Below are 17,990 nucleotides of genomic sequence, written 5' to 3'. Positions count from 1 at the left end.
AAACATGAAAACTTTGAATAAAATACTCGTTATAATGCTGGTATTGATCTTTACCTCCGGTTGTGACAAGGACTTCCTGGACGTCCCCCCGGAAGACCAGCTCATCGATGAATCTTACTGGACGAGTGAAGAAAGTGTCAGGACCTTTGTCTTTGGGTTTTATGAACGTCATTTTGTAGGTTATGGTTCGAGCTTTGCATGGGGAAAATATTTCTCCGGACAATCCCTCAACGATGATTTCTCGCCCTCTAACCCGCCTCCTTTTACATTGCAGGTGCCGACGGAAGCTCCTGATCCTTCAAGAGAAGACCGGAGAGGGTGGACCTTTACCTGGGTACGCAAAGCTAATATTCTTATAAGCAGGGTGCCGGAGGTACCCATGGAAGAAGAAGCGATAAACCACTGGACAGGGGTTGGCCGGTTTTTCCGTGCACTGGAATATTATGAACTGGTAAAAGCGTATGGCGATGTGCCGTATTACGACCGGGAACTTTCGGAAGAAGAGACCGAAGAACTGTACAAAAAAAGGGATGACCGTGCCTTTGTCATGGACAAGATGCTGGAAGATTTCCGGTTTGCGGCAGAAAATGTCCGGGAAAGTGTAGGGAACGACGGGCAGGAAGTGAACAAGAGTGTTATACTGGCCTATATGTCGCGCGTGTTCCTGTTTGAAGGGACCTGGCAGAAATACCATGAAAACAATACTTCAAAAGCGGCCGAATACCTCGAAGCTGCCAAATGGGCGGCAGAACAGCTTATAAATTCGGGAAAATTCTCCCTTGGCAATTACCGGGAAGTGTTCAATTCCCTGAGCCTTTCGGGAAATCCGGAAGTGATACTCTATCGCGAATATGAGCCCGGGATACTCACCCATACACTCAACAGTTATAACAACAAGGAACCCCAGACCGGAGTATCCAGGGATGCTGTGGAATCCTATCTGATGAATGACGGGCTCCCCATAGAAGAATCACCACTGTACCAGGGCGACCAGGGTATCGAAAATGTTATGGCTAACAGGGATCCGAGGATGTACGAAACCCTTGTTCCATACGAATTGCGTATCAATGGTGTGGCTTCCAACTATTCCACTACGGGGTATGCCACACATAAATTTTTGAATGAAGCTATCGCGGACGAGCCGATGGGAAGCTCGAACCTCAATCCTACCGATGCGCCGATCATACGTTACGGCGAAGTGCTGGTGAACTATGCCGAAGCTGCCGCAGAGCTGGCTTCCGTGGGCGGACCTGCTTTTACACAGGCCGACCTGGACAAATCCGTAAATGTATTGCGGGACAGGCCTGGAATAGGAATCCCTCATCTGGAAATGGCCGGGGGGGACCCCGCAGTTAACGGAATGGTTTACAACGATCCTCAAAGAGATCCGGAGGTGCCTGCCATGATCTGGGAAGTGCGGAGGGAACGTAGAATAGAACTGATGATGGAAGGCTTCCGGCTGGAAGACCTCAAACGGTGGAAAAAACTGGAATATACCGATATGGTGCAACATACCGGTATCAACCGGGGCGCCTGGATAAAAAAATCGGATTATCCGGATAGTGACCTGGGAAGCCTGGTCCTGACCGATGGAGAAGAAGGATATATTATTCCGGCCTCGGCTGCGGAATCGCTGAGAGAATTTACAGATCCCCGCGTCTATCTGGAACCTATTCCGCTGGACCAGCTCACGCTTTACAGGGATAACGGGGCGGAACTGGAGCAAAACCCAGGCTGGTGATGAACGGGATTGCCATTCGGCAGGCGGCTGTATAACATATGGGTTATGAAGAGAAAGTCACATAAATTGCCCCTGCTCTGTTTGTTGTCTGTTTTACTGGCCTGGTCGTGCAAAACCCACCGGAGCGGTACAGACGGGCAGGGATGGGCCAGGGCCAGTATAAAGCTCCATCCGCCGGTAGCTGAAAGAGAGTTCAGGGCGGCGTGGGTAGCCACAGTGGCTAATATAAACTGGCCGAGCAAGCCGGGCCTTCCTGTAAAAGAACAGCAGAAAGAGGCTTTGGAATTGCTGGATTTCCTGGAGGCTCATCATTTTAATGCGGTGATCTTTCAGGTCAGGCCGCAGGCCGATGCCCTTTACGACAGCAAGATCGAGCCCTGGTCCTATTTCCTTACCGGAAAACAGGGCCAGGCTCCCGAACCCTATTACGACCCCCTCCGGTTCTGGATAAAAGCGGCACATGAAAGGGGGCTGGAGCTGCACGCCTGGCTCAACCCATACAGGGCACACCACGTCAATGGCGGAGAAATTGGTAGGGCCTCTGTAGTAAAGACCATGCCCGAACTGGTGGTGAAACTGAAACAGGGCTATTGGTGGTTCGATCCTTCCCGTAAAGAAACCCGCGAACACGCCCTTGCCGTTGTAAAGGACCTGGTGACCCGGTATGATATTGACGGAATTCATTTTGATGATTATTTTTATCCTTATCCATCTTATAACAATGACGAAGATTTTCCGGATGAAGAAAGCTGGAAAAACTATACCCAAAGAGGAGGCAGGCTTTCCAGGGCAGACTGGCGCAGGGGCAGTGTCAACACCTTTGTAAAAGAAGTATACAGTACCGTAAAATCAGAAAAACCCCTGGTAAAGTTCGGGATCAGCCCGTTTGGGATCTGGAGGCCGGGCCATCCCGCATCTGTGTCTGGCTTTGACCAGTACGATATACTGTATGCAGATGCCCGTTTGTGGCTCAACAAAGGCTGGGTAGACTATTTTACGCCCCAGCTTTACTGGAAGATCAACAAGGAAGGACAAAGTTTTCCCGTCCTTTTGAACTGGTGGAAAGGAGAGAACAAAAAGAACAGGCATCTCTGGCCCGGTATCCGGGCAGACCTCGGTGGAGGGGAACAGAATACAGATGAAATTATCAACCAGATCATGATCACCAGGGGGATGTTACCGGAAAGCAAGGGCGTAGTGCATTGGAGCATAGCCCCGTTGCTGAAGTATCCCGAGCTTGCCGATGGGCTGTTGAAGGGACCGTACAAAAAAGAGGCGCTGGTGCCTGAGAGTCCGTGGCTGAAGAAAAAACGACCCGATGTGCCTGTGGTAAACTGGTCTTCCGGCAACGGAAAAATAAAAATAAAATGGAGCCATCCCGATGAGAAGGAAGTGTTCCGGTGGGTGGTCCGTTATCAATATGAAGATACCGAATGGAACTATAAAATACTACCCGGAAAGAAAAGAATGTTTGAACTGGATCGTTTCGTGAATGCTGAAGATACGGGAAAGAGAAAAGGTATCGGGCATATAGCTGTCACTGCCGTAGGCCGCAATGGCAATGAAAGCGATTTTGCAATGCTGGCGGCGGATGACAAAACCCCGACGGCAGGTAAGAACAAATAGCCATGGGTATATGGGAAATGAGGGGGTGTGTTGTAGTTTGATGATATTCAGTATGTTGTTTGGTTTTCAGGGGCGGGTCCAGACGGAAGTCCCCAAGCCATAAGGAGAAATCCGGCAGAAGCAAAGGTTTCGGGTTGGTCAGAAGCCCGGGGTTTTGGCTTTTTTTAGTGTTTTTGTACGGCTCCTTTTTTATCTTTACCGCATAAATAAAAGTTTATGCGTTTACATGGTATAGGAATTGGAAATAAGGAACTCTTTTCTCTGGCGCAGGCCCTGCATCACAACGGGTATGAGATCAGTGGCAGCGATGAACACATCCCGGAAATACGGAGAACCGAAATGGAGGAACAAGGCTGGGAAGCCGGTCCTGACGGCTGGTTCCCGGAACGAATTACCTCCGATCTGGACGGCGTGATCCTGGGAGCAGGTACTGGCCCTGAAAACCCGGAGTTGCTCAGTGCCAAAGAAAAAGGGATAAAAGTGTATTCCTGTTCCGGATTCCTTTATGAGTATTCCAGGTACAAGACCCGGGTGGTTATCGCGGGAAATTATGGGAGGACCAGTATTGCGTCTGTGATAATGCAGGTAATGGACTATCACGACAAGGGGTTGGACTATGTCATAGAGTCCGGGCCTGAAGACCTGAAAAACAGGGTCTGTCTTACCAATGACAATGAGTTTATACTGATCACCGGAGATGAATCACCGTCTTCTGGAGCAGAACCTTCCCCGAAATTCCACAATTACCTGCCCAATATAGCCCTGTTGAGCGGAATTGCCACCGATACCACTGAAGATCCTTCGGAAGAAGAGCGTTTAGCAAAATACCGTGTATTTGTAGATTCTATTGTCAAAGGAGGGATCGCCGTGTATAATGAAGAGGACGGGGAGGTAAAAGCGATCGTGGAAGCCTCGGAAAATCCTATACGGAAACATCCTTACCGCCTGCCCGAATACGAAGAATCGAATGGAGAAATACTTCTGGAAACACCTGAGGGAGCCATGCCGTTGAACATTTCCGACAAACAGATGCTGTTCCACCTGGCCGGTGCCAAATGGATATGCCAGCATATGGGGATAGACGAAGATGATTTTTACGAGGCGTTGGCCGTGTTTGCCGGGTAAGAGCGGAAGAAAAATAAGAGGGAGTGTAAATTTGCAAAGATCCTGTCAAAAACTTTATCTTTATGCAAAATACGATCGTATGGAAAAAACGGTTTCCCTTTCCATTAAAGATTGGAAAGAAGATGACAGGCCAAGAGAAAAACTTTCGCAAAAAGGTAAAGAGATACTGACCGACGCCGAGCTGATCGCCATTCTTATCGGCAGTGGCAGTAAGGAAGAAAGTGCTGTAAGCCTGTCTAAACGTATATTATCTGCAGCCCATAACAATCTCAATGAACTGGGGAAGTTTTCCCTGAAACAACTTACGGGATTCAAAGGAATGGGGGAAGCCAAGGCGGTAACGATCGTTGCAGCTCTTGAGTTGGGAAGAAGGCGGAGAGTAGAAGAAGCCCTGGAACGTATTAAAGTTGCCAACAGCAGGTCGGTATTCGAGCTTATGCAGCCCGTGATCGGAGAACTGCCCCATGAAGAATTCTGGATCATTTATCTCAATAATTCCCATAAAGTCATACAATACGCACAGCTCAGTAAGGGAGGAATAACAGGTACCCTGGTAGACATACGCCTCGCCATGAAATGTGCGCTTGAAGTCGGAGCCACGGCCATTGTCCTGGTACATAATCATCCCTCCGGGGCCCTGTCGCCAAGTGAAGCAGACAGGCAACTGACCAGGAAATTAAAGGTCGCTTCCGAATCTCTGGATATCGGGGTGCTCGACCATCTGATCATTACACAGGAAACCTATTTCAGTTTTGCAGACCACGGGATATTGTGATCCTTCCCCCGGCTTTAGTTTATCCCGAGTTTAATCGAAGGGCTCAGGGACCTGAACTTGAAACTTGCCCTTCGGCTCCGCTCAGGGACCTAAACTTGAAACTTAAAACCTTTTAATGCTATTAGTCTATACACATAAAATTACCCCGCGGATCAATTATATTATGAAGCATATTTTTGCGAATATGCTTAAGACCGAAGTGCAGATCACTGAAAAGGTCGAAAATTTCATTGCGCATTCCGGCCCAAAGATCACCTATACCAAAAACCCCCTGCAAAATGAGTTTTTTGTGAGGAGCCATGACCTTTTGTTTGAGCAGGGGATCACCAATATAGAGATCAGCGTGCAACTGTGGGACGATATTCCCTGTTTTTTTTCAATAGGCGACAAGGGTAGCATACCTTTCGATATTTTTGCCGCGAGTTTTTACCTTTTGAGCCGGTATGAAGAGTATTTGCCCCATGTCAAGGACGAATATGGGAGATACCCGGCAAAGGAAAGCCTGGCATGGGAACACGGTTTTCTGGAGGTCCCGGTAGTGGACTTCTGGGTGAGAAAGCTCGCCGTGGCCCTGGGGAAGAGGTTTCCGGAAGAGAATTTTGGCAAACGAAAAACAAACTATGTCTCAGTTATCGATATTGCGGCGGCCTACGCTTACCGGAAAAAGGGAATTATCCGCACCCTGGCCGGAACGGTCCTGGACCTGACAGGCCTTCGGTTTCACAAGGTTTTCGAAAGGTATATGGTATTGTTGGGAATTAAAAAAGACCCTTACGATCATTTCGACGAGCTGATTGAAGCCCATAAAGCATATGACACTGATGCGGTCTTCTTTTTTTTGCTGGGCGATTATTCTGCATTCGACAAGAATATACCTCATAGAAAGACTTCTTTCCGGACGCTGATCAAGTCGGTTGCCGATTACCACATCGTTTCTCTTATGATGTCTTATTATGCTGTGAACGACCTCGTACAACTGAAAAAGGAGCGAAGGCGCCTCATCAATATTATTAACAGGCCTGTAAAAAGGGCCAGGGCACGATATAACCGCCTGTTGATCCCTGAGGTCTACAAGACTGCCGTAGAAGCCGAATTTAATGAAGATTATACCATGGGATATTCCGATTTTATGGGATTCCGGGCAGGGACCTGTACGCCTTTCCATTTCTATGACATCAGTTATGAGATTCAACTTCCACTAAAGGTAAATTCGTTCTGTATACAGGATTCCGCACTTTTAAAGTTTGATAACGCAAAGGAAGCCCGGGAAAAAATACAGGAACTCTACGGCTTCGTACAGGGAGTGGGGGGCGATTTTATCACGGTATTTTCCAATGAAAGATGGACAGAAGAAATGAAATTAAACCTAAAGGAAATATACTTGTCGTGGATAAAAAATCTTGCAACGATTGGGGGAGCTAACAAGGTTTGAAAACATTTCGGCAAAACAGAAGACTTGCAAAATCAAACATATTGTAATGCAAAAAAACGGCCACTGGAAAAATAACAATGAAATAACAGATGTCTTTTTTGACCTGGACCATACACTGTGGGACTTTGAAAAAAACTCGGCCCTTGCTTTCAGCCGTATCCTGGAAGAGCACAGTATGGGGATTACCCTGGAAGATTTCCTGAAGGTCTATGTGCCTGTGAACCACCGTTGCTGGAAGGAGTATCGCGAAGGGAAAATAAACCAGCACGAATTGCGCCACCGAAGGCTGCAAAGTACATTCTCCGTCCTTGAGTATCCGGTAGAAGACAGGTTCCTGGACAAACTGTCTGAAGATTATATCCACTATCTGCCCGAAAATAATCATTTGTTAGCCAACGCGAAAGATATATTGTCTTATCTGGAATCCGGATACAGGTTGCACATTATCACCAATGGTTTTGAAGAAGTACAGGATAAAAAACTGGCCAATGCCGGGATAGGTTCTTATTTTGTTCATGTGGTAAATTCCGAAATGGCGGGAGTGAAAAAGCCGCATCCCGCTATTTTCGAATACGCACTTCAAAAAGCCGGGATACAGGCCGGAAATGCGGTGATGATAGGTGATGATCTCGAAGCAGACGTCCTGGGTGCTATAAATGCGGGGATGCACGCCATTCATTACAACACCCGGGACCAGGAAAAATATGAAGGTATCGTTACTATTAGTGATCTCCTGGAAATTAAAGAATATCTATGAAACGGTTTTCGTATATACGGTAGTTGTAGATGATACTCCCGGTATGTATTCTGTTATCCTGCGTAAAAGATGTTGCTATTGCCTGTCGAAACTCATGTAATCGCCGGTTTTGAGGCCCCATTGTTCGGCAAGCCCGGCATTGACCTCCAGCGTGTATTTGGCAGGAAGGTCTGAGGGAATAGTAGCTTCACTCATCGGCTCTGCGTTGGGTTTTATGCTCACTATTTTTTTGTCGGAATTGATATAGATAATATCCAATGGGATAAGTGTATTTTTCATGTAAAAATTCTGAGGCCTTTCCGTTTCTGCAATAAAGAGCATCCCCTGGTTTTCCTTCATGGAACTACGGTACATCAGTCCGGTTTGTCTTTTGTATTCGTCATCGGCGATTTCAATGTCGAGTTTTTTAATGAGCGTACTGTCTGAGCTGAACAATTTCAGTTCCCCGTCTTTGGTAAAATGTATTTCCTCTGTTTTCACTGTATTGTGTTTTTTGTCGCTTTTGCACGAAACAAAAAGGGTAAGGCTGAGAAGCAGGAACAGGGAGACCGGTATTTTATACATCATGCTGTTGAGTTATTTTAAAATTGTAAATCGGGATCATGATTTTTGTTCCGGTTTTGTGATTTTAGTGCTTCGGTATATGAGATAGAAGCCGATCAAAATAAACGGAATGCTAAGCCATTGGCCCATGTTCAGGGCAATTTTGTCTTCGAAAGCTACCTGGTTTTCCTTGAAAAACTCCACGATAAACCTTACGGCCCAGAGTAGAATGAGGAAAAGCCCGAAGATATAGCCCTGTTTTTCCCTTTTGTCGGTTTTCCAGTAAATGTACCACAGTATCAGGAAAACGAGGACATACCCGGCCGCTTCGTACAGTTGTGACGGGTGCCTTGGAAATGTTTCGCCCAGTTGTTGAAAAACCACTCCGAAATCGCTGTTTGTGGGCCGTCCGATGATCTCGGAATTCATAAAGTTTCCGAAGCGGACAAACACTCCGCCGATAGAGACCGGAATCACAACACGGTCCAGTATCCACAAAAGGGGTTTGTGTATGACTTTTTTACAATAGTAATACATGGCGATAATAATGCCTATTGCCGCTCCATGACTAGCCAATCCTCTGAAACCGACGATGCGGAATTTAGGGCTAAATTCCACCGGGAGGAATATATACAGCGGATCCTTGATGAACATTTCGGGTTCATAGAACAAAAAATGTCCGAGGCGGGCACCAATAAGCGTGGCCAGTACGGTATAGATGAAAAGGGAATCCAGTTCTTTTACGGTCAGCCCTTCGCGCAGGTATATCTTTTTCATGAGGAACCAGCCGAGGGCAAAGGCTACTACAAACATCAGGCTGTAATAACGTATCATAAAAAAACCGAGGTCAATACCTTCGCTCGGATCCCAGTTTATACTTAAAAAATGCATGCTTTTTATTTGTTGGACGTAGGACTGTAAGACGTAAGACATAAGATTGTCACATAAATCATATGTCCGTAAGTCACGGAGTCATCAGTCAAATTTAGTTATGTGGTGTAAATATAGGGAAACATCGCCGAAAAGAACAGAAGTAAAAATTAAATTCTGTCAGAACAATAAAATGTGTTATTTTAACAGATACAATGTCACATTTATGCTTTTTGATTTGTCTCTTTTTAATTTATGAAGTAGTAAAAAATGGATACGGAAACATTAAAGCCTTTACTGGAGACCTATGCTTATAATATCCTCGGTTCTTACGAAGATGCCAGGGATGTGGTTCAGGATGTATGGCTAAAATTACTGGAAAACCCGGTGAACCATGTGGAAAACCGTCGGGGATACCTGATAAAATCGGTAGTGAACCATGCTATAAATGTTAAGAACAGACAGAAAAAGTTCCTGAAGGAATACCCGGGGGCCTGGTTACCTGAACCTGTGGCTACGGAAAAGGCAGATACTTCACTTGAACACCGGGAGATCCTCTCTTACTCGCTTATGGTGCTGATGGAAAAGCTGACCGCCCGTGAGCGTGCCGTGTTTATCCTGAAAGAGGCCTATCATTATTCGCACCGGGAAATTGCAGATACCCTCGATATTTCCGAAGAAAATTCCAGGCAGCTTTTCCGGAGGTCCAAAGGACGGCTGGACAAGGGCGGAGCGCAAACAAGCATTCCGGATAACCCGAAACTGGAACAGTTGTTTGTGGCCATGCAGAACCGGGAAATGGAACAACTGGAAGCCCTCCTTCACGAGGATATAGCGATCACTTCCGATGGCGGCGGCAAGGTTTCTGCCGCGATGAAAAGCATATTGGGTATAGACCATGTTGTAAAATTCCTTGTAGGAGTGTACAGGAAGTTTTACGAGAAGGTCCCGGATCTGAAGATCGTTCCGTCCCAAATCAATCACCAGCCTGCGCTTTTGTATTATTCGGGCGGCACGGTGACCAATTGCCTGTTATTTAGTGTAAAAGGGGAGAAGATAGATCAGATCTATTTTGTACGCAATCCGGACAAACTGAAAAATCTTCAAAAAAACAGATAATGGCGTCACGTTTCTTCCGGAGTATTTGTCTTTATAACAAACCATAAAAACAAATATCATGGAAAGAATCAGTTACGGGGAATTACCCGAAGGTATGTACAACGTCATGGCACAAGTGGAAAGCTATGTGCGCAACAGCGGATTGGATATGCGATTATTGAAATTGCTCAAATACCGCATATCACAAATGAATCATTGCGCTTTTTGCCTGGATATGCACTATAAGGAAGCGCTTCACTATGGAGAAGAACCACTGCGATTGTATTCCATAGCAGCCTGGAAAGAGTGTCCCTATTATTCCGAACTGGAGCGGGCGGCCCTGGAATTTGCCGAAGCCCTTACCGATCTGCCGAACCATCATGTAGATGATGCCCTGTTTGACAAAATGAGGCAGTTTTTCAACAAACAGGAGATTGCAGTCCTGACCCTGGCCATTGCCCAGATCAATTCCTGGAACCGTTTGCAGCAGGTGATCCGCACCAAACCTGGAGAATATCAGGTAGGCCGATATAAAGTAGGAGAGAAAGCAGGTGCAGAAAATTAAAGTGCAGTATTCAGTTGTCGTCCCTGTCCGGTACCGGGTCATAGCCCGAACCACCCCACGGATGACAACTGAATATTCTTTTAACCGCTAACTTCCCGCCCTTTATCAGCCCGTGTTTTTTCAGTGCTTCAATGGTGTATTGTGAGCAGGTAGGCGTGTATCTGCACGTAGCCGGGGTGAGGGGTGAAATGAGATACTGGTAAACCCTTACTAAAAAGATAAACGGGTAGGCGAGTATTTTTAGTAAAAGGCTCATCTTGTAGATCTGTTTCCGTAAGTTACGGGTTATTGCGATCAGGAAATGGAGAAGGTGGTCCCTTCTTTCCCGTCCTTGAGCTGTATGCCCATGGCGGCCAGCTCATCCCTTATTTTGTCTGAAGTGGCAAAATCCTTGTTTGCACGGGCTTCGGCCCGTAATTTTATAAGGAGTTCCACTGTGCCGGACAGTTTGTCTGTGCTGTCTTCCTGTGAAGCGGTTACGTCTATGAGGCCGAGCACATCGAAGACAAAGGCGCGAATGGTTTCATTCATGCATTTCCGGTCTTCGGCACTGATCTTTGCTTTTCTTTCCCTGGCCTGATTGATAAACTTCACAGCGTCGAAGAGGTTGGCGATGAGTACAGGGCTGTTAAAGTCGTCGTTCATCGCGTCGTAACATTTTTGTTTCCACTGTTCTACATCAAAACCGGAAGTCTCGGGAGAAACAGGTAGTTCATCGAGCAGGTGAACGGCCTCCATCAACCTGTTGAACCCTTTTTCGGAAGCAAGCAGGGCGTCGTTACTAAAATCCAGGACACTCCTGTAATGAGCCTGGAGGATAAAGAAGCGCACGACGGCAGGGGCAAAGGGTTTGCTTAATATATCGTTATCGCCTGTAAAAATCTCGTTGGGGAGTATGTTGTTCCCGGTAGATTTCGCCATTTTCTTACCGTTGAGGGTAAGCATATTGGCGTGCATCCAGTAATTTACCGGAGCATGGCCGTTAGAAGCCTCTGCCTGGGCGATCTCGCATTCGTGATGCGGGAATTTCAGGTCCATACCACCACCGTGGATGTCGAATTTTTCGCCGAGGTATTTGGTGCTCATGGCAGTACACTCGAGGTGCCATCCGGGGAAACCGTCGCTCCATGGAGAAGGCCAGCGCATGATGTGCTGAGGTTCCGCCTTTTTCCAGAGGGCGAAGTCCTGCGGATTTTTCTTGTCGCTCTGGCCGTCGAGTTCGCGTGTATTATGGATGAGGTCTTCAATATTACGGCCGCTGAGCTTGCCGTATTTGGTGGTCTGGTTGAATTTGATCACATCAAAATAAACCGAACCATTGACTTCGTAGGCCAGGCCCTTTTCCAGAATTCCTTCGATAATGTCTATCTGTTCTATGATGTGCCCGGTAGCTGTGGGCTCGATGCTGGGAGGGAGGTTGTTGAAACGGTTCAGCGTATTGTGGAAATCTACCGTATATCGCTGCACCACTTCCATGGGTTCTATCTGCTCCAGCCTGGCTTTTTTAGCGATGCGGTCTTCGCCTTCATCGGCATCGTTTTCCAGGTGGCCTGCATCGGTAATGTTACGGACATATCTTACTTTGTAACCGAGGTGTTTCAGGTAGCGGAAGACCAGGTCAAAGGAAATGAAGGTCCTGCAATTCCCGAGATGTACATAGTTGTAAACCGTGGGGCCACAAACATACATGCCTACATGGCCTTGGTTTATGGGTTCGAATATTTCCTTGTTTCCTGTAAGTGAGTTGTAGATCTTCAGCTTTTGGTTTAGGTAGCGTTGCATTCTCGGTGACTTGAATTTTGAGGTGACAAATTTAAAATTCGGTTTCTAATTTAATATAATCCAGAAATTCTCTCCTCACGGACGGATCCTTGAACTTGCCTCCGAATTCTGCCGTTACCGTGCTACTCTCTATATCGCGTATTCCCCTGGAATTGACACAAAGGTGTTTGGCATCGATAACGCAGGCCACATCTTTGGTGCCCAGGGCCTTTTGCAGTTCCTGTACGATCTGCATGGTCATCCTTTCCTGTACCTGGGGGCGCTTGGCATAATAGTCCACGATGCGGTTCATTTTGGAAAGGCCGATGACATTTCCTTTGGAGATATACGCTACGTGAGCCCTTCCCACAATAGGTAACAGGTGGTGTTCGCAGGTGGAATATACGGTGATATTCTTCTCTACGAGCATTTCGCCATATTTATACTTGTTCTGAAAGGTGGAAGCCTTGGGTTTTCTCTCGGGATGCAGGCCGGCAAAGATCTCTTTTACGAACATCTTGGCCACTCGTCTCGGGGTGCCCCGCAGACTGTCGTCGGTGAGGTCGAGGCCCAGGGTTTCCATAATGTTGTATACGTCCTGCTCTATGCGTTCTATTTTTTCGCTGTCGGACAGGTCGAAAGCATCTTCCCGCAAGGGGGTGTCTGCAGATGATGAAACATGGTTGTCACCAATTTCTTCAAATTGTTCTTCCAAAGCGTTATCTATTTTCATCTGTTTATTTTTTGGGTGGATGGCCGGTGACCGATGCATCATTCTGTCCTCCGTTACCGGTCATCTGTCCTTACATATGTTTAATTAAAAATAACTATTTCCCTGAAACAGACGAAGTGATCGTGCTTTTTTGATTTCGTCTGTGTTTTGCTACCAAGTTGCAAATATAAGGATTTTTGAGTTCGACAGCTTTCGTATGGCAGGTAGAAAGGTTGTCTTGCAAAAATATATGCTTTTTGATGTACAAACAGGAAAGCAAAGATAGGTATTTATGCAGGATAAATGATTTTCCGGGGCATAGATAATGACAATGCCCCTATAACTTTAATCTACTTTTAAAGGTTTAATGTGAGCGACAGTGTTACATTGGTATTCTTGCTGTCAATAGCTGCCGTATTGGTAAAGCCCCTGTCGTAGAACTGAGAGTGGTAATCTCTCATGTACTGGCTGAAAGCTGCATCGATCCTGGCCATCCCGAAGTCGTAGCCCAGGCCGAGAGAATAACCGTTGAGGTCGCCGATCATATCGCTGTCGTACGGGCTTTCCTCGAAGCGGTATCCGCCTCTTAGACTAAACCTTTCTATCCGGTATTCTCCGCCCAACCGGAAGGTGGATACGGCTTTGAGCGTATTCCCGATATAATCGTTCTCATCGGCAAAATCGGGATCGGATGTGGGTTTGAGTTTTGCATTGCTCATGTCCTGGTAACTGTAATCAAAGCTCAGGAGCCCTTCCTGACCGAAAATCAGGGCCAGGCTACCGGTATATTTGGCCGGTATCTGTATTTTATAGTCCGGATAAATGTTTACCAGGCTAAAATTGATAAATTCGATATCCGGGGTTACATCCAGGGCGTAGTCCGTACTTATTCGCTGGGAGAGCTCGTCGTTGAGTTTGTACCAGGTAGGGGACTGGTAGGTGGCCCCGACCCGGAGCATTTCACCTACACGGGCAATGCCCCCGAGGGAAAATGAAAATGCAGTTCCGGAAGTGAGTTGAAGATTGTCGAATTTGGTCCGGCCAATAACGGATTCGGAATTATACCCATCTTCCTTGAGTTCCGTGTATTTTTCGTATTGGATATCGTGAAAATTCAATGACGCTCCCACATAAAAGTCGTCGAGAAACTGGCCGGCCATGTTCAGGGTAAACTTGTTGTTATACCCTGAAGTACTTTGGAAAATTTGCTGGTTCACTGTATTGTTATATCGCGTATTAGGCACATATTCAGTATTGTCGTCCGTATCTTCAACTGGTTCTATGAGATAGGCCTGAAAGCCCAGAAATGCCTGTTGGGTTTGAAATCCATATGCACTACCTATATCGAGGTAGGCATCCTCTATGTTTTCTCCTTCAAATACAAGCAGGTCTCCCTTGGGGATCCCCTGTGCATAGTAGAGAAAATACTCGTCTATGGACCGGTCACTGTTCCCGGCAGCCACAAATTCGTTTTCGAAATTGTTTGCCTTTTCAAAGTTAAATGCGAGTGAAAATTTATTCCACCCGGAACGGGAACCGGTGTTGTTAAAGACCAGGACGCCCCCCAGTTGATTCAGGTCAAAGTTGGAGACGTCGGTGGAGGTGTTCCCGCCAAAATAATTTGTTTTGTTTTTGGTGTTATAACTGGTTCCGGAAAAGGTAAAACTACCGTTGTTAAAGACGGCAGACCCTGCCGGATTGTTGTTCAGGGCAGAAAGGTCGCCTCCAAGGGCACCGAAGGCCCCGCTCATGGACCGGTAGCGCGCTGTACCCTGAAGGTCTTCTGTGCCATATCGTACGACGTCGTTTATTGTCTGTGCCTCACTCTGCATGATGGCCCCGAAAACGACAAATATTGCCAGTATTTTTTTCATAAGAGTTTGTTTTTTGAGAAAAACATATTTTTTCGGCAAAAAATAATCATGATAGTTTTGACGTATCACGATTATTTTTCACCTTTTTTGCAATGATGAATCAGGATTTATTGTTCTTAACCTCTTCCCCGGCCTCCTGAAGAAGAACGCCTTGCGCCTCCGGAAGACCTCGAAGGAGAAGAACTGCGAATACTGCTGGGCCTGCTTGAACGCGTGGGCGTGCTATAAGATCTGCGTGCAGGTGCAGAAGAACGGTTTACCCTTGTCCCTGAAGAATTTCCTCTGTTATATACGGGCCTGCTGCTTCGATACGTCCTGCTATTGGTGCCGCTTCTTCCGGCGTTTACGTTAGAACTGTTCCGATAGGTTCTTCTGTTAGTACTATTTCTGTTTGCCCTCACATCAGAGCTGTTGCGGTATGTTCTTCTGTTAGTACTACTTCTGTTTGCCCGTACATCAGAGCTGTTGCGGTATGCTCTCCTGTTGGAACTGTTCCTGTATGCAGAGGAGGAATTTCTGGTTATGCCAGTCCGGTTTCTGTAAGACCTTCTGGTATTGGAATAAGCATATGTTCTTCTGGGGTGATAATAATAGTACGGACGGGAGTAATAATGATGGTAATAACCACCTCCCCATCCCCAGTAGGGATAGCCACCCCAGTAGCTCCAGCCCCATCCGGGACCGTACCCGCCACCGTAGTACCAGTTGTTCCAGCCCCATCCCCAGTAGGGATTGTATCCGCTATATCCCCAGTTCCAGTAAGGGTTGTACCAGCCACCCCATCCCCAGGAATTGTTATAGATGTTTACGGAAGTAGACTGTGGGTTGTCTCCCCATCCGGGATATCCTTCCTGATAGTTGTAATTATAATTATCTGCCACGATATCTGTGGAATCGTTAACTTCACTGCTGGAGTATGAGTCAATGTCCGTAAAGATATAATCGTTGCTGGTCATCTGGTCGAACTCCTGTGATTTCTGTGCAAAATAAGTTTCGTAATTCGAAGAGGAAGAAGCCTGTTTTTCCCTGGTGTTTTGTGGAGTATCGCTAGCGACATTACCGTAAATGCCGTCGTCGTCGTAATAAGAAGCCTGTTGATAAGAACCACAGGAAACAAGGAAAATCCCTGCTACTGAACCGTACAGTATTCTGCGGAACTTTTTAATATGGTTAATAGTGCTCATCATTGCAAAATTTTATTGTTGAACATAACAAAAATAGTTAGTTTTGCCAAACTATTTTCTACTTTAACAAAAGTGCAATATTTGTGCCAAACTACAGATAATGGGTAAGAACTTAACGAAACGCAGTGAAGACTATTCGAAATGGTATAATGAACTGGTTATAAAAGCCGATTTGGCTGAAAATTCGGGGGTTAGAGGTTGTATGGTGATCAAGCCTTATGGATATGCCATCTGGGAAAAAATGCAGGCGGAGCTCGACCGGATGTTCAAGGAAACAGGACATCAGAATGCCTATTTTCCGCTTTTTATCCCCAAGTCCTATTTGAGCCGGGAAGCGGATCATGTCGAAGGTTTTGCCAAGGAGTGTGCAGTTGTTACACATTATCGCCTTAAAAATGCAGAAGATGGTAGCGGGGTAGTTGTGGATCCGGAAGCGAAACTGGAAGAAGAGCTCATTGTTCGCCCTACTTCGGAGACCATTATATGGGATACCTATCGAAAGTGGATACAGTCCTATCGCGACCTGCCTATCCTGGTCAATCAATGGGCCAATGTGGTGCGATGGGAAATGCGTACGCGATTGTTTTTAAGGACGGCCGAATTTTTGTGGCAGGAAGGACATACGGCACATGCTACCCGGGAAGAAGCCGTGGCCGAAGCAGTACAGATGATGGAGGTGTATGCCGATTTTGCCGAGAACTTTATGGGGGTGCCCGTGATCAAGGGTACCAAGTCAGAAAGTGAGCGGTTTGCCGGGGCCGAAGAAACCTATTGTATTGAGGCGCTGATGCAGGACGGGAAGGCATTACAGGCCGGAACATCCCATTTCCTGGGGCAGAACTTTGCGAAGGCCTTTGATGTGAAGTTTGCCAATAAGGAGGGAAAACAAGACCTCGTATGGGCCACTTCCTGGGGAGTATCTACCCGTTTGATGGGAGCTCTTGTCATGACGCACAGCGATGACAATGGCCTGATACTGCCTCCGAAACTGGCCCCCATACAGGTGGTTATTGTCCCCATATACAAGGGAGAAGAAGAGCTCAACGCCATTTCGGAAAGGGTAGATCCTCTGGTAAAAGAGTTGCGTAGCAAGGGAATTTCTGTAAAATTCGATAACCGGGATACCCATAAACCGGGCTGGAAATTTAATGAATACGAATTAAAAGGAGTGCCCGTGAGGCTGGCCATAGGCCGGCGCGATATGGAAAACGGTACATATGAAGTAGCACGAAGGGATACCCTGGAAAAAGAAACGATAAAAGGGGATGAAGTAGTGTCCAGGATAGAATATCTTCTGGAAGATATGCAGCAGCATATTTACAAGAAAGCATTTGATTACCGGGAAGCACATATCACAACGGTAGATTCTTTCGACGAATTTAAGGAAGTACTGGAAAACAAAGGAGGATTTGTTTCCGCCCACTGGGACGGGACCCCGGAAACCGAAGAAACCATCAAGGAACTTACCAAGGCTACCATACGATGCATTCCGCTGGATGCAAAAGAAGAAGAAGGAAAATGTGTTTACAGCGGCAAACCTTCGATGCAAAGGGTTCTGTTCGCTAAGGCGTATTGACATACATCGGATTGTAGAGACGCACGGCCGTGCGTCTCTGTCCTGATGTCCTTATATAGGGTTACTTATCTGCAGTATTTGCGGTTTCACCTTTTACATGTTTAGGACGAACCCTGAATTTTCTGCGTTTGGGGCGTAGTTTTCCGTATGACCCCATGATTATTTTTCCCCTTTTTGTCTTTTTGTCTCCTTTTCCCATGTTTTTAAATCATTTGGTTAAACATAAACTTCGCTACAAGTTAATAAATTATTGTGGGAGGGCCTGGTGCGAGATAAAATTTATCAGGAATATAGTTTTGAACTGTGGATTATTGGAGTGATATTGTAAGAGATTGAAAAAAGATTGATAGG

The 17,990-nt window shown here is 46.4% G+C and carries 17 protein-coding genes; 9 read left to right on the top strand and 8 right to left on the bottom strand.

The features are described 5' to 3' along the window. The first annotated feature begins 4 nt into the window (after nucleotides 1–4). The 6 genes from KN811_RS09065 to KN811_RS09040 all read left to right on the top strand — a co-directional run bounded on the left by KN811_RS09065 (nucleotide 5) and on the right by KN811_RS09040 (nucleotide 7,456). The gene (locus tag KN811_RS09065; RefSeq protein WP_187965681.1) at nucleotides 5–1,741 is read left to right on the top strand and encodes a RagB/SusD family nutrient uptake outer membrane protein; all 1,737 of its coding nucleotides are present in this window, start codon (nucleotides 5–7) and stop codon (nucleotides 1,739–1,741) included. Nucleotides 1,742–1,786: 45 nt separating this feature from the next. Continuing rightward, nucleotides 1,787–3,367, top strand: a complete 1,581-nt coding sequence (locus tag KN811_RS09060; RefSeq protein WP_187965680.1) for a glycoside hydrolase family 10-like protein — start codon at nucleotides 1,787–1,789, stop codon at nucleotides 3,365–3,367. A 216-nt stretch (nucleotides 3,368–3,583) separates the two neighbouring features. Then, nucleotides 3,584–4,492, top strand: coding sequence for a Mur ligase domain-containing protein (locus KN811_RS09055; RefSeq protein ID WP_187965679.1), 909 nt, complete (start codon nucleotides 3,584–3,586; stop codon nucleotides 4,490–4,492). A 79-nt stretch (nucleotides 4,493–4,571) separates the two neighbouring features. Then, nucleotides 4,572–5,267 (top strand): RadC family protein, encoded by a 696-nt coding sequence (gene radC / locus KN811_RS09050; RefSeq protein WP_187965678.1) that lies wholly within the window; start codon nucleotides 4,572–4,574, stop codon nucleotides 5,265–5,267. A gap of 115 nt (nucleotides 5,268–5,382) precedes the next feature. After that, nucleotides 5,383–6,699: a polysaccharide deacetylase family protein gene (locus tag KN811_RS09045; RefSeq protein ID WP_187965677.1), complete on the top strand. Its 1,317-nt coding sequence runs from the start codon at nucleotides 5,383–5,385 to the stop codon at nucleotides 6,697–6,699. A 46-nt stretch (nucleotides 6,700–6,745) separates the two neighbouring features. Beyond that, complete coding sequence (locus KN811_RS09040; RefSeq protein ID WP_187965676.1) at nucleotides 6,746–7,456, top strand: YjjG family noncanonical pyrimidine nucleotidase; 711 nt, start codon at nucleotides 6,746–6,748, stop codon at nucleotides 7,454–7,456. Nucleotides 7,457–7,531: 75 nt separating this feature from the next. Here the strand turns inward: KN811_RS09040 and KN811_RS09035 are convergent, their stop codons facing one another. Together KN811_RS09035 and lgt are read right to left on the bottom strand one after the other, a co-directional pair. Continuing rightward, entirely contained in the window at nucleotides 7,532–8,023 is a 492-nt protein-coding gene (locus KN811_RS09035) for a DUF192 domain-containing protein (protein ID WP_187965675.1), read from the bottom strand. A gap of 33 nt (nucleotides 8,024–8,056) precedes the next feature. Further along, entirely contained in the window at nucleotides 8,057–8,890 is an 834-nt protein-coding gene (gene lgt, locus KN811_RS09030) for a prolipoprotein diacylglyceryl transferase (RefSeq protein ID WP_187965674.1), read from the bottom strand. A 249-nt stretch (nucleotides 8,891–9,139) separates the two neighbouring features. Between lgt and KN811_RS09025 the strand changes: the two genes are divergently transcribed. Then, on the top strand, nucleotides 9,140–9,988 hold the full coding sequence (locus KN811_RS09025) for a sigma-70 family RNA polymerase sigma factor (RefSeq protein ID WP_187965673.1): 849 nt from the start codon (nucleotides 9,140–9,142) through the stop codon (nucleotides 9,986–9,988). A gap of 58 nt (nucleotides 9,989–10,046) precedes the next feature. Beyond that, a complete protein-coding gene (locus KN811_RS09020; RefSeq protein ID WP_187965672.1) occupies nucleotides 10,047–10,532 on the top strand; it encodes a carboxymuconolactone decarboxylase family protein in 486 nt (161 codons plus the stop codon). A 10-nt stretch (nucleotides 10,533–10,542) separates the two neighbouring features. On the opposite strand, the gene yidD is transcribed toward KN811_RS09020, so the two are convergent. The 5 genes from yidD to KN811_RS08995 all read right to left on the bottom strand — a co-directional run bounded on the left by yidD (nucleotide 10,543) and on the right by KN811_RS08995 (nucleotide 16,066). After that, complete coding sequence (gene yidD / locus KN811_RS09015) at nucleotides 10,543–10,788, bottom strand: membrane protein insertion efficiency factor YidD (protein WP_187965671.1); 246 nt, start codon at nucleotides 10,786–10,788, stop codon at nucleotides 10,543–10,545. Between the two features lie 38 nt (nucleotides 10,789–10,826). Further along, nucleotides 10,827–12,314: a cysteine--tRNA ligase gene (gene cysS / locus KN811_RS09010; RefSeq protein ID WP_187965670.1), complete on the bottom strand. Its 1,488-nt coding sequence runs from the start codon at nucleotides 12,312–12,314 to the stop codon at nucleotides 10,827–10,829. A gap of 31 nt (nucleotides 12,315–12,345) precedes the next feature. Then, nucleotides 12,346–13,026, bottom strand: a complete 681-nt coding sequence (gene folE / locus KN811_RS09005) for a GTP cyclohydrolase I FolE (protein WP_187965669.1) — start codon at nucleotides 13,024–13,026, stop codon at nucleotides 12,346–12,348. Nucleotides 13,027–13,361: 335 nt separating this feature from the next. Further along, entirely contained in the window at nucleotides 13,362–14,879 is a 1,518-nt protein-coding gene (locus KN811_RS09000) for an OmpP1/FadL family transporter (protein WP_187965668.1), read from the bottom strand. A 116-nt stretch (nucleotides 14,880–14,995) separates the two neighbouring features. Continuing rightward, nucleotides 14,996–16,066, bottom strand: coding sequence for a hypothetical protein (locus tag KN811_RS08995; RefSeq protein WP_187965667.1), 1,071 nt, complete (start codon nucleotides 16,064–16,066; stop codon nucleotides 14,996–14,998). Nucleotides 16,067–16,163: 97 nt separating this feature from the next. Here KN811_RS08995 and proS point away from each other — a divergent pair, with 97 nt between their 5' ends. Then, nucleotides 16,164–17,639 carry a proline--tRNA ligase gene (proS, locus tag KN811_RS08990; RefSeq protein WP_187965666.1) on the top strand — a complete coding sequence of 492 codons (1,476 nt, stop codon included), beginning with the start codon at nucleotides 16,164–16,166 and terminating at the stop codon, nucleotides 17,637–17,639. Nucleotides 17,640–17,700: 61 nt separating this feature from the next. Here proS and KN811_RS08985 read toward each other — a convergent pair whose 3' ends face one another. Next, nucleotides 17,701–17,838, bottom strand: coding sequence for a 30S ribosomal protein THX (locus KN811_RS08985; RefSeq protein ID WP_187965665.1), 138 nt, complete (start codon nucleotides 17,836–17,838; stop codon nucleotides 17,701–17,703). Between the last annotated feature and the right edge of the window lie 152 nt (nucleotides 17,839–17,990).

The organism is Sinomicrobium weinanense (assembly GCF_018863395.1).
Lineage (GTDB): Bacteria > Bacteroidota > Bacteroidia > Flavobacteriales > Flavobacteriaceae > Sinomicrobium > Sinomicrobium weinanense.
This window is presented reverse-complemented; position numbering and strand designations above follow the sequence as displayed.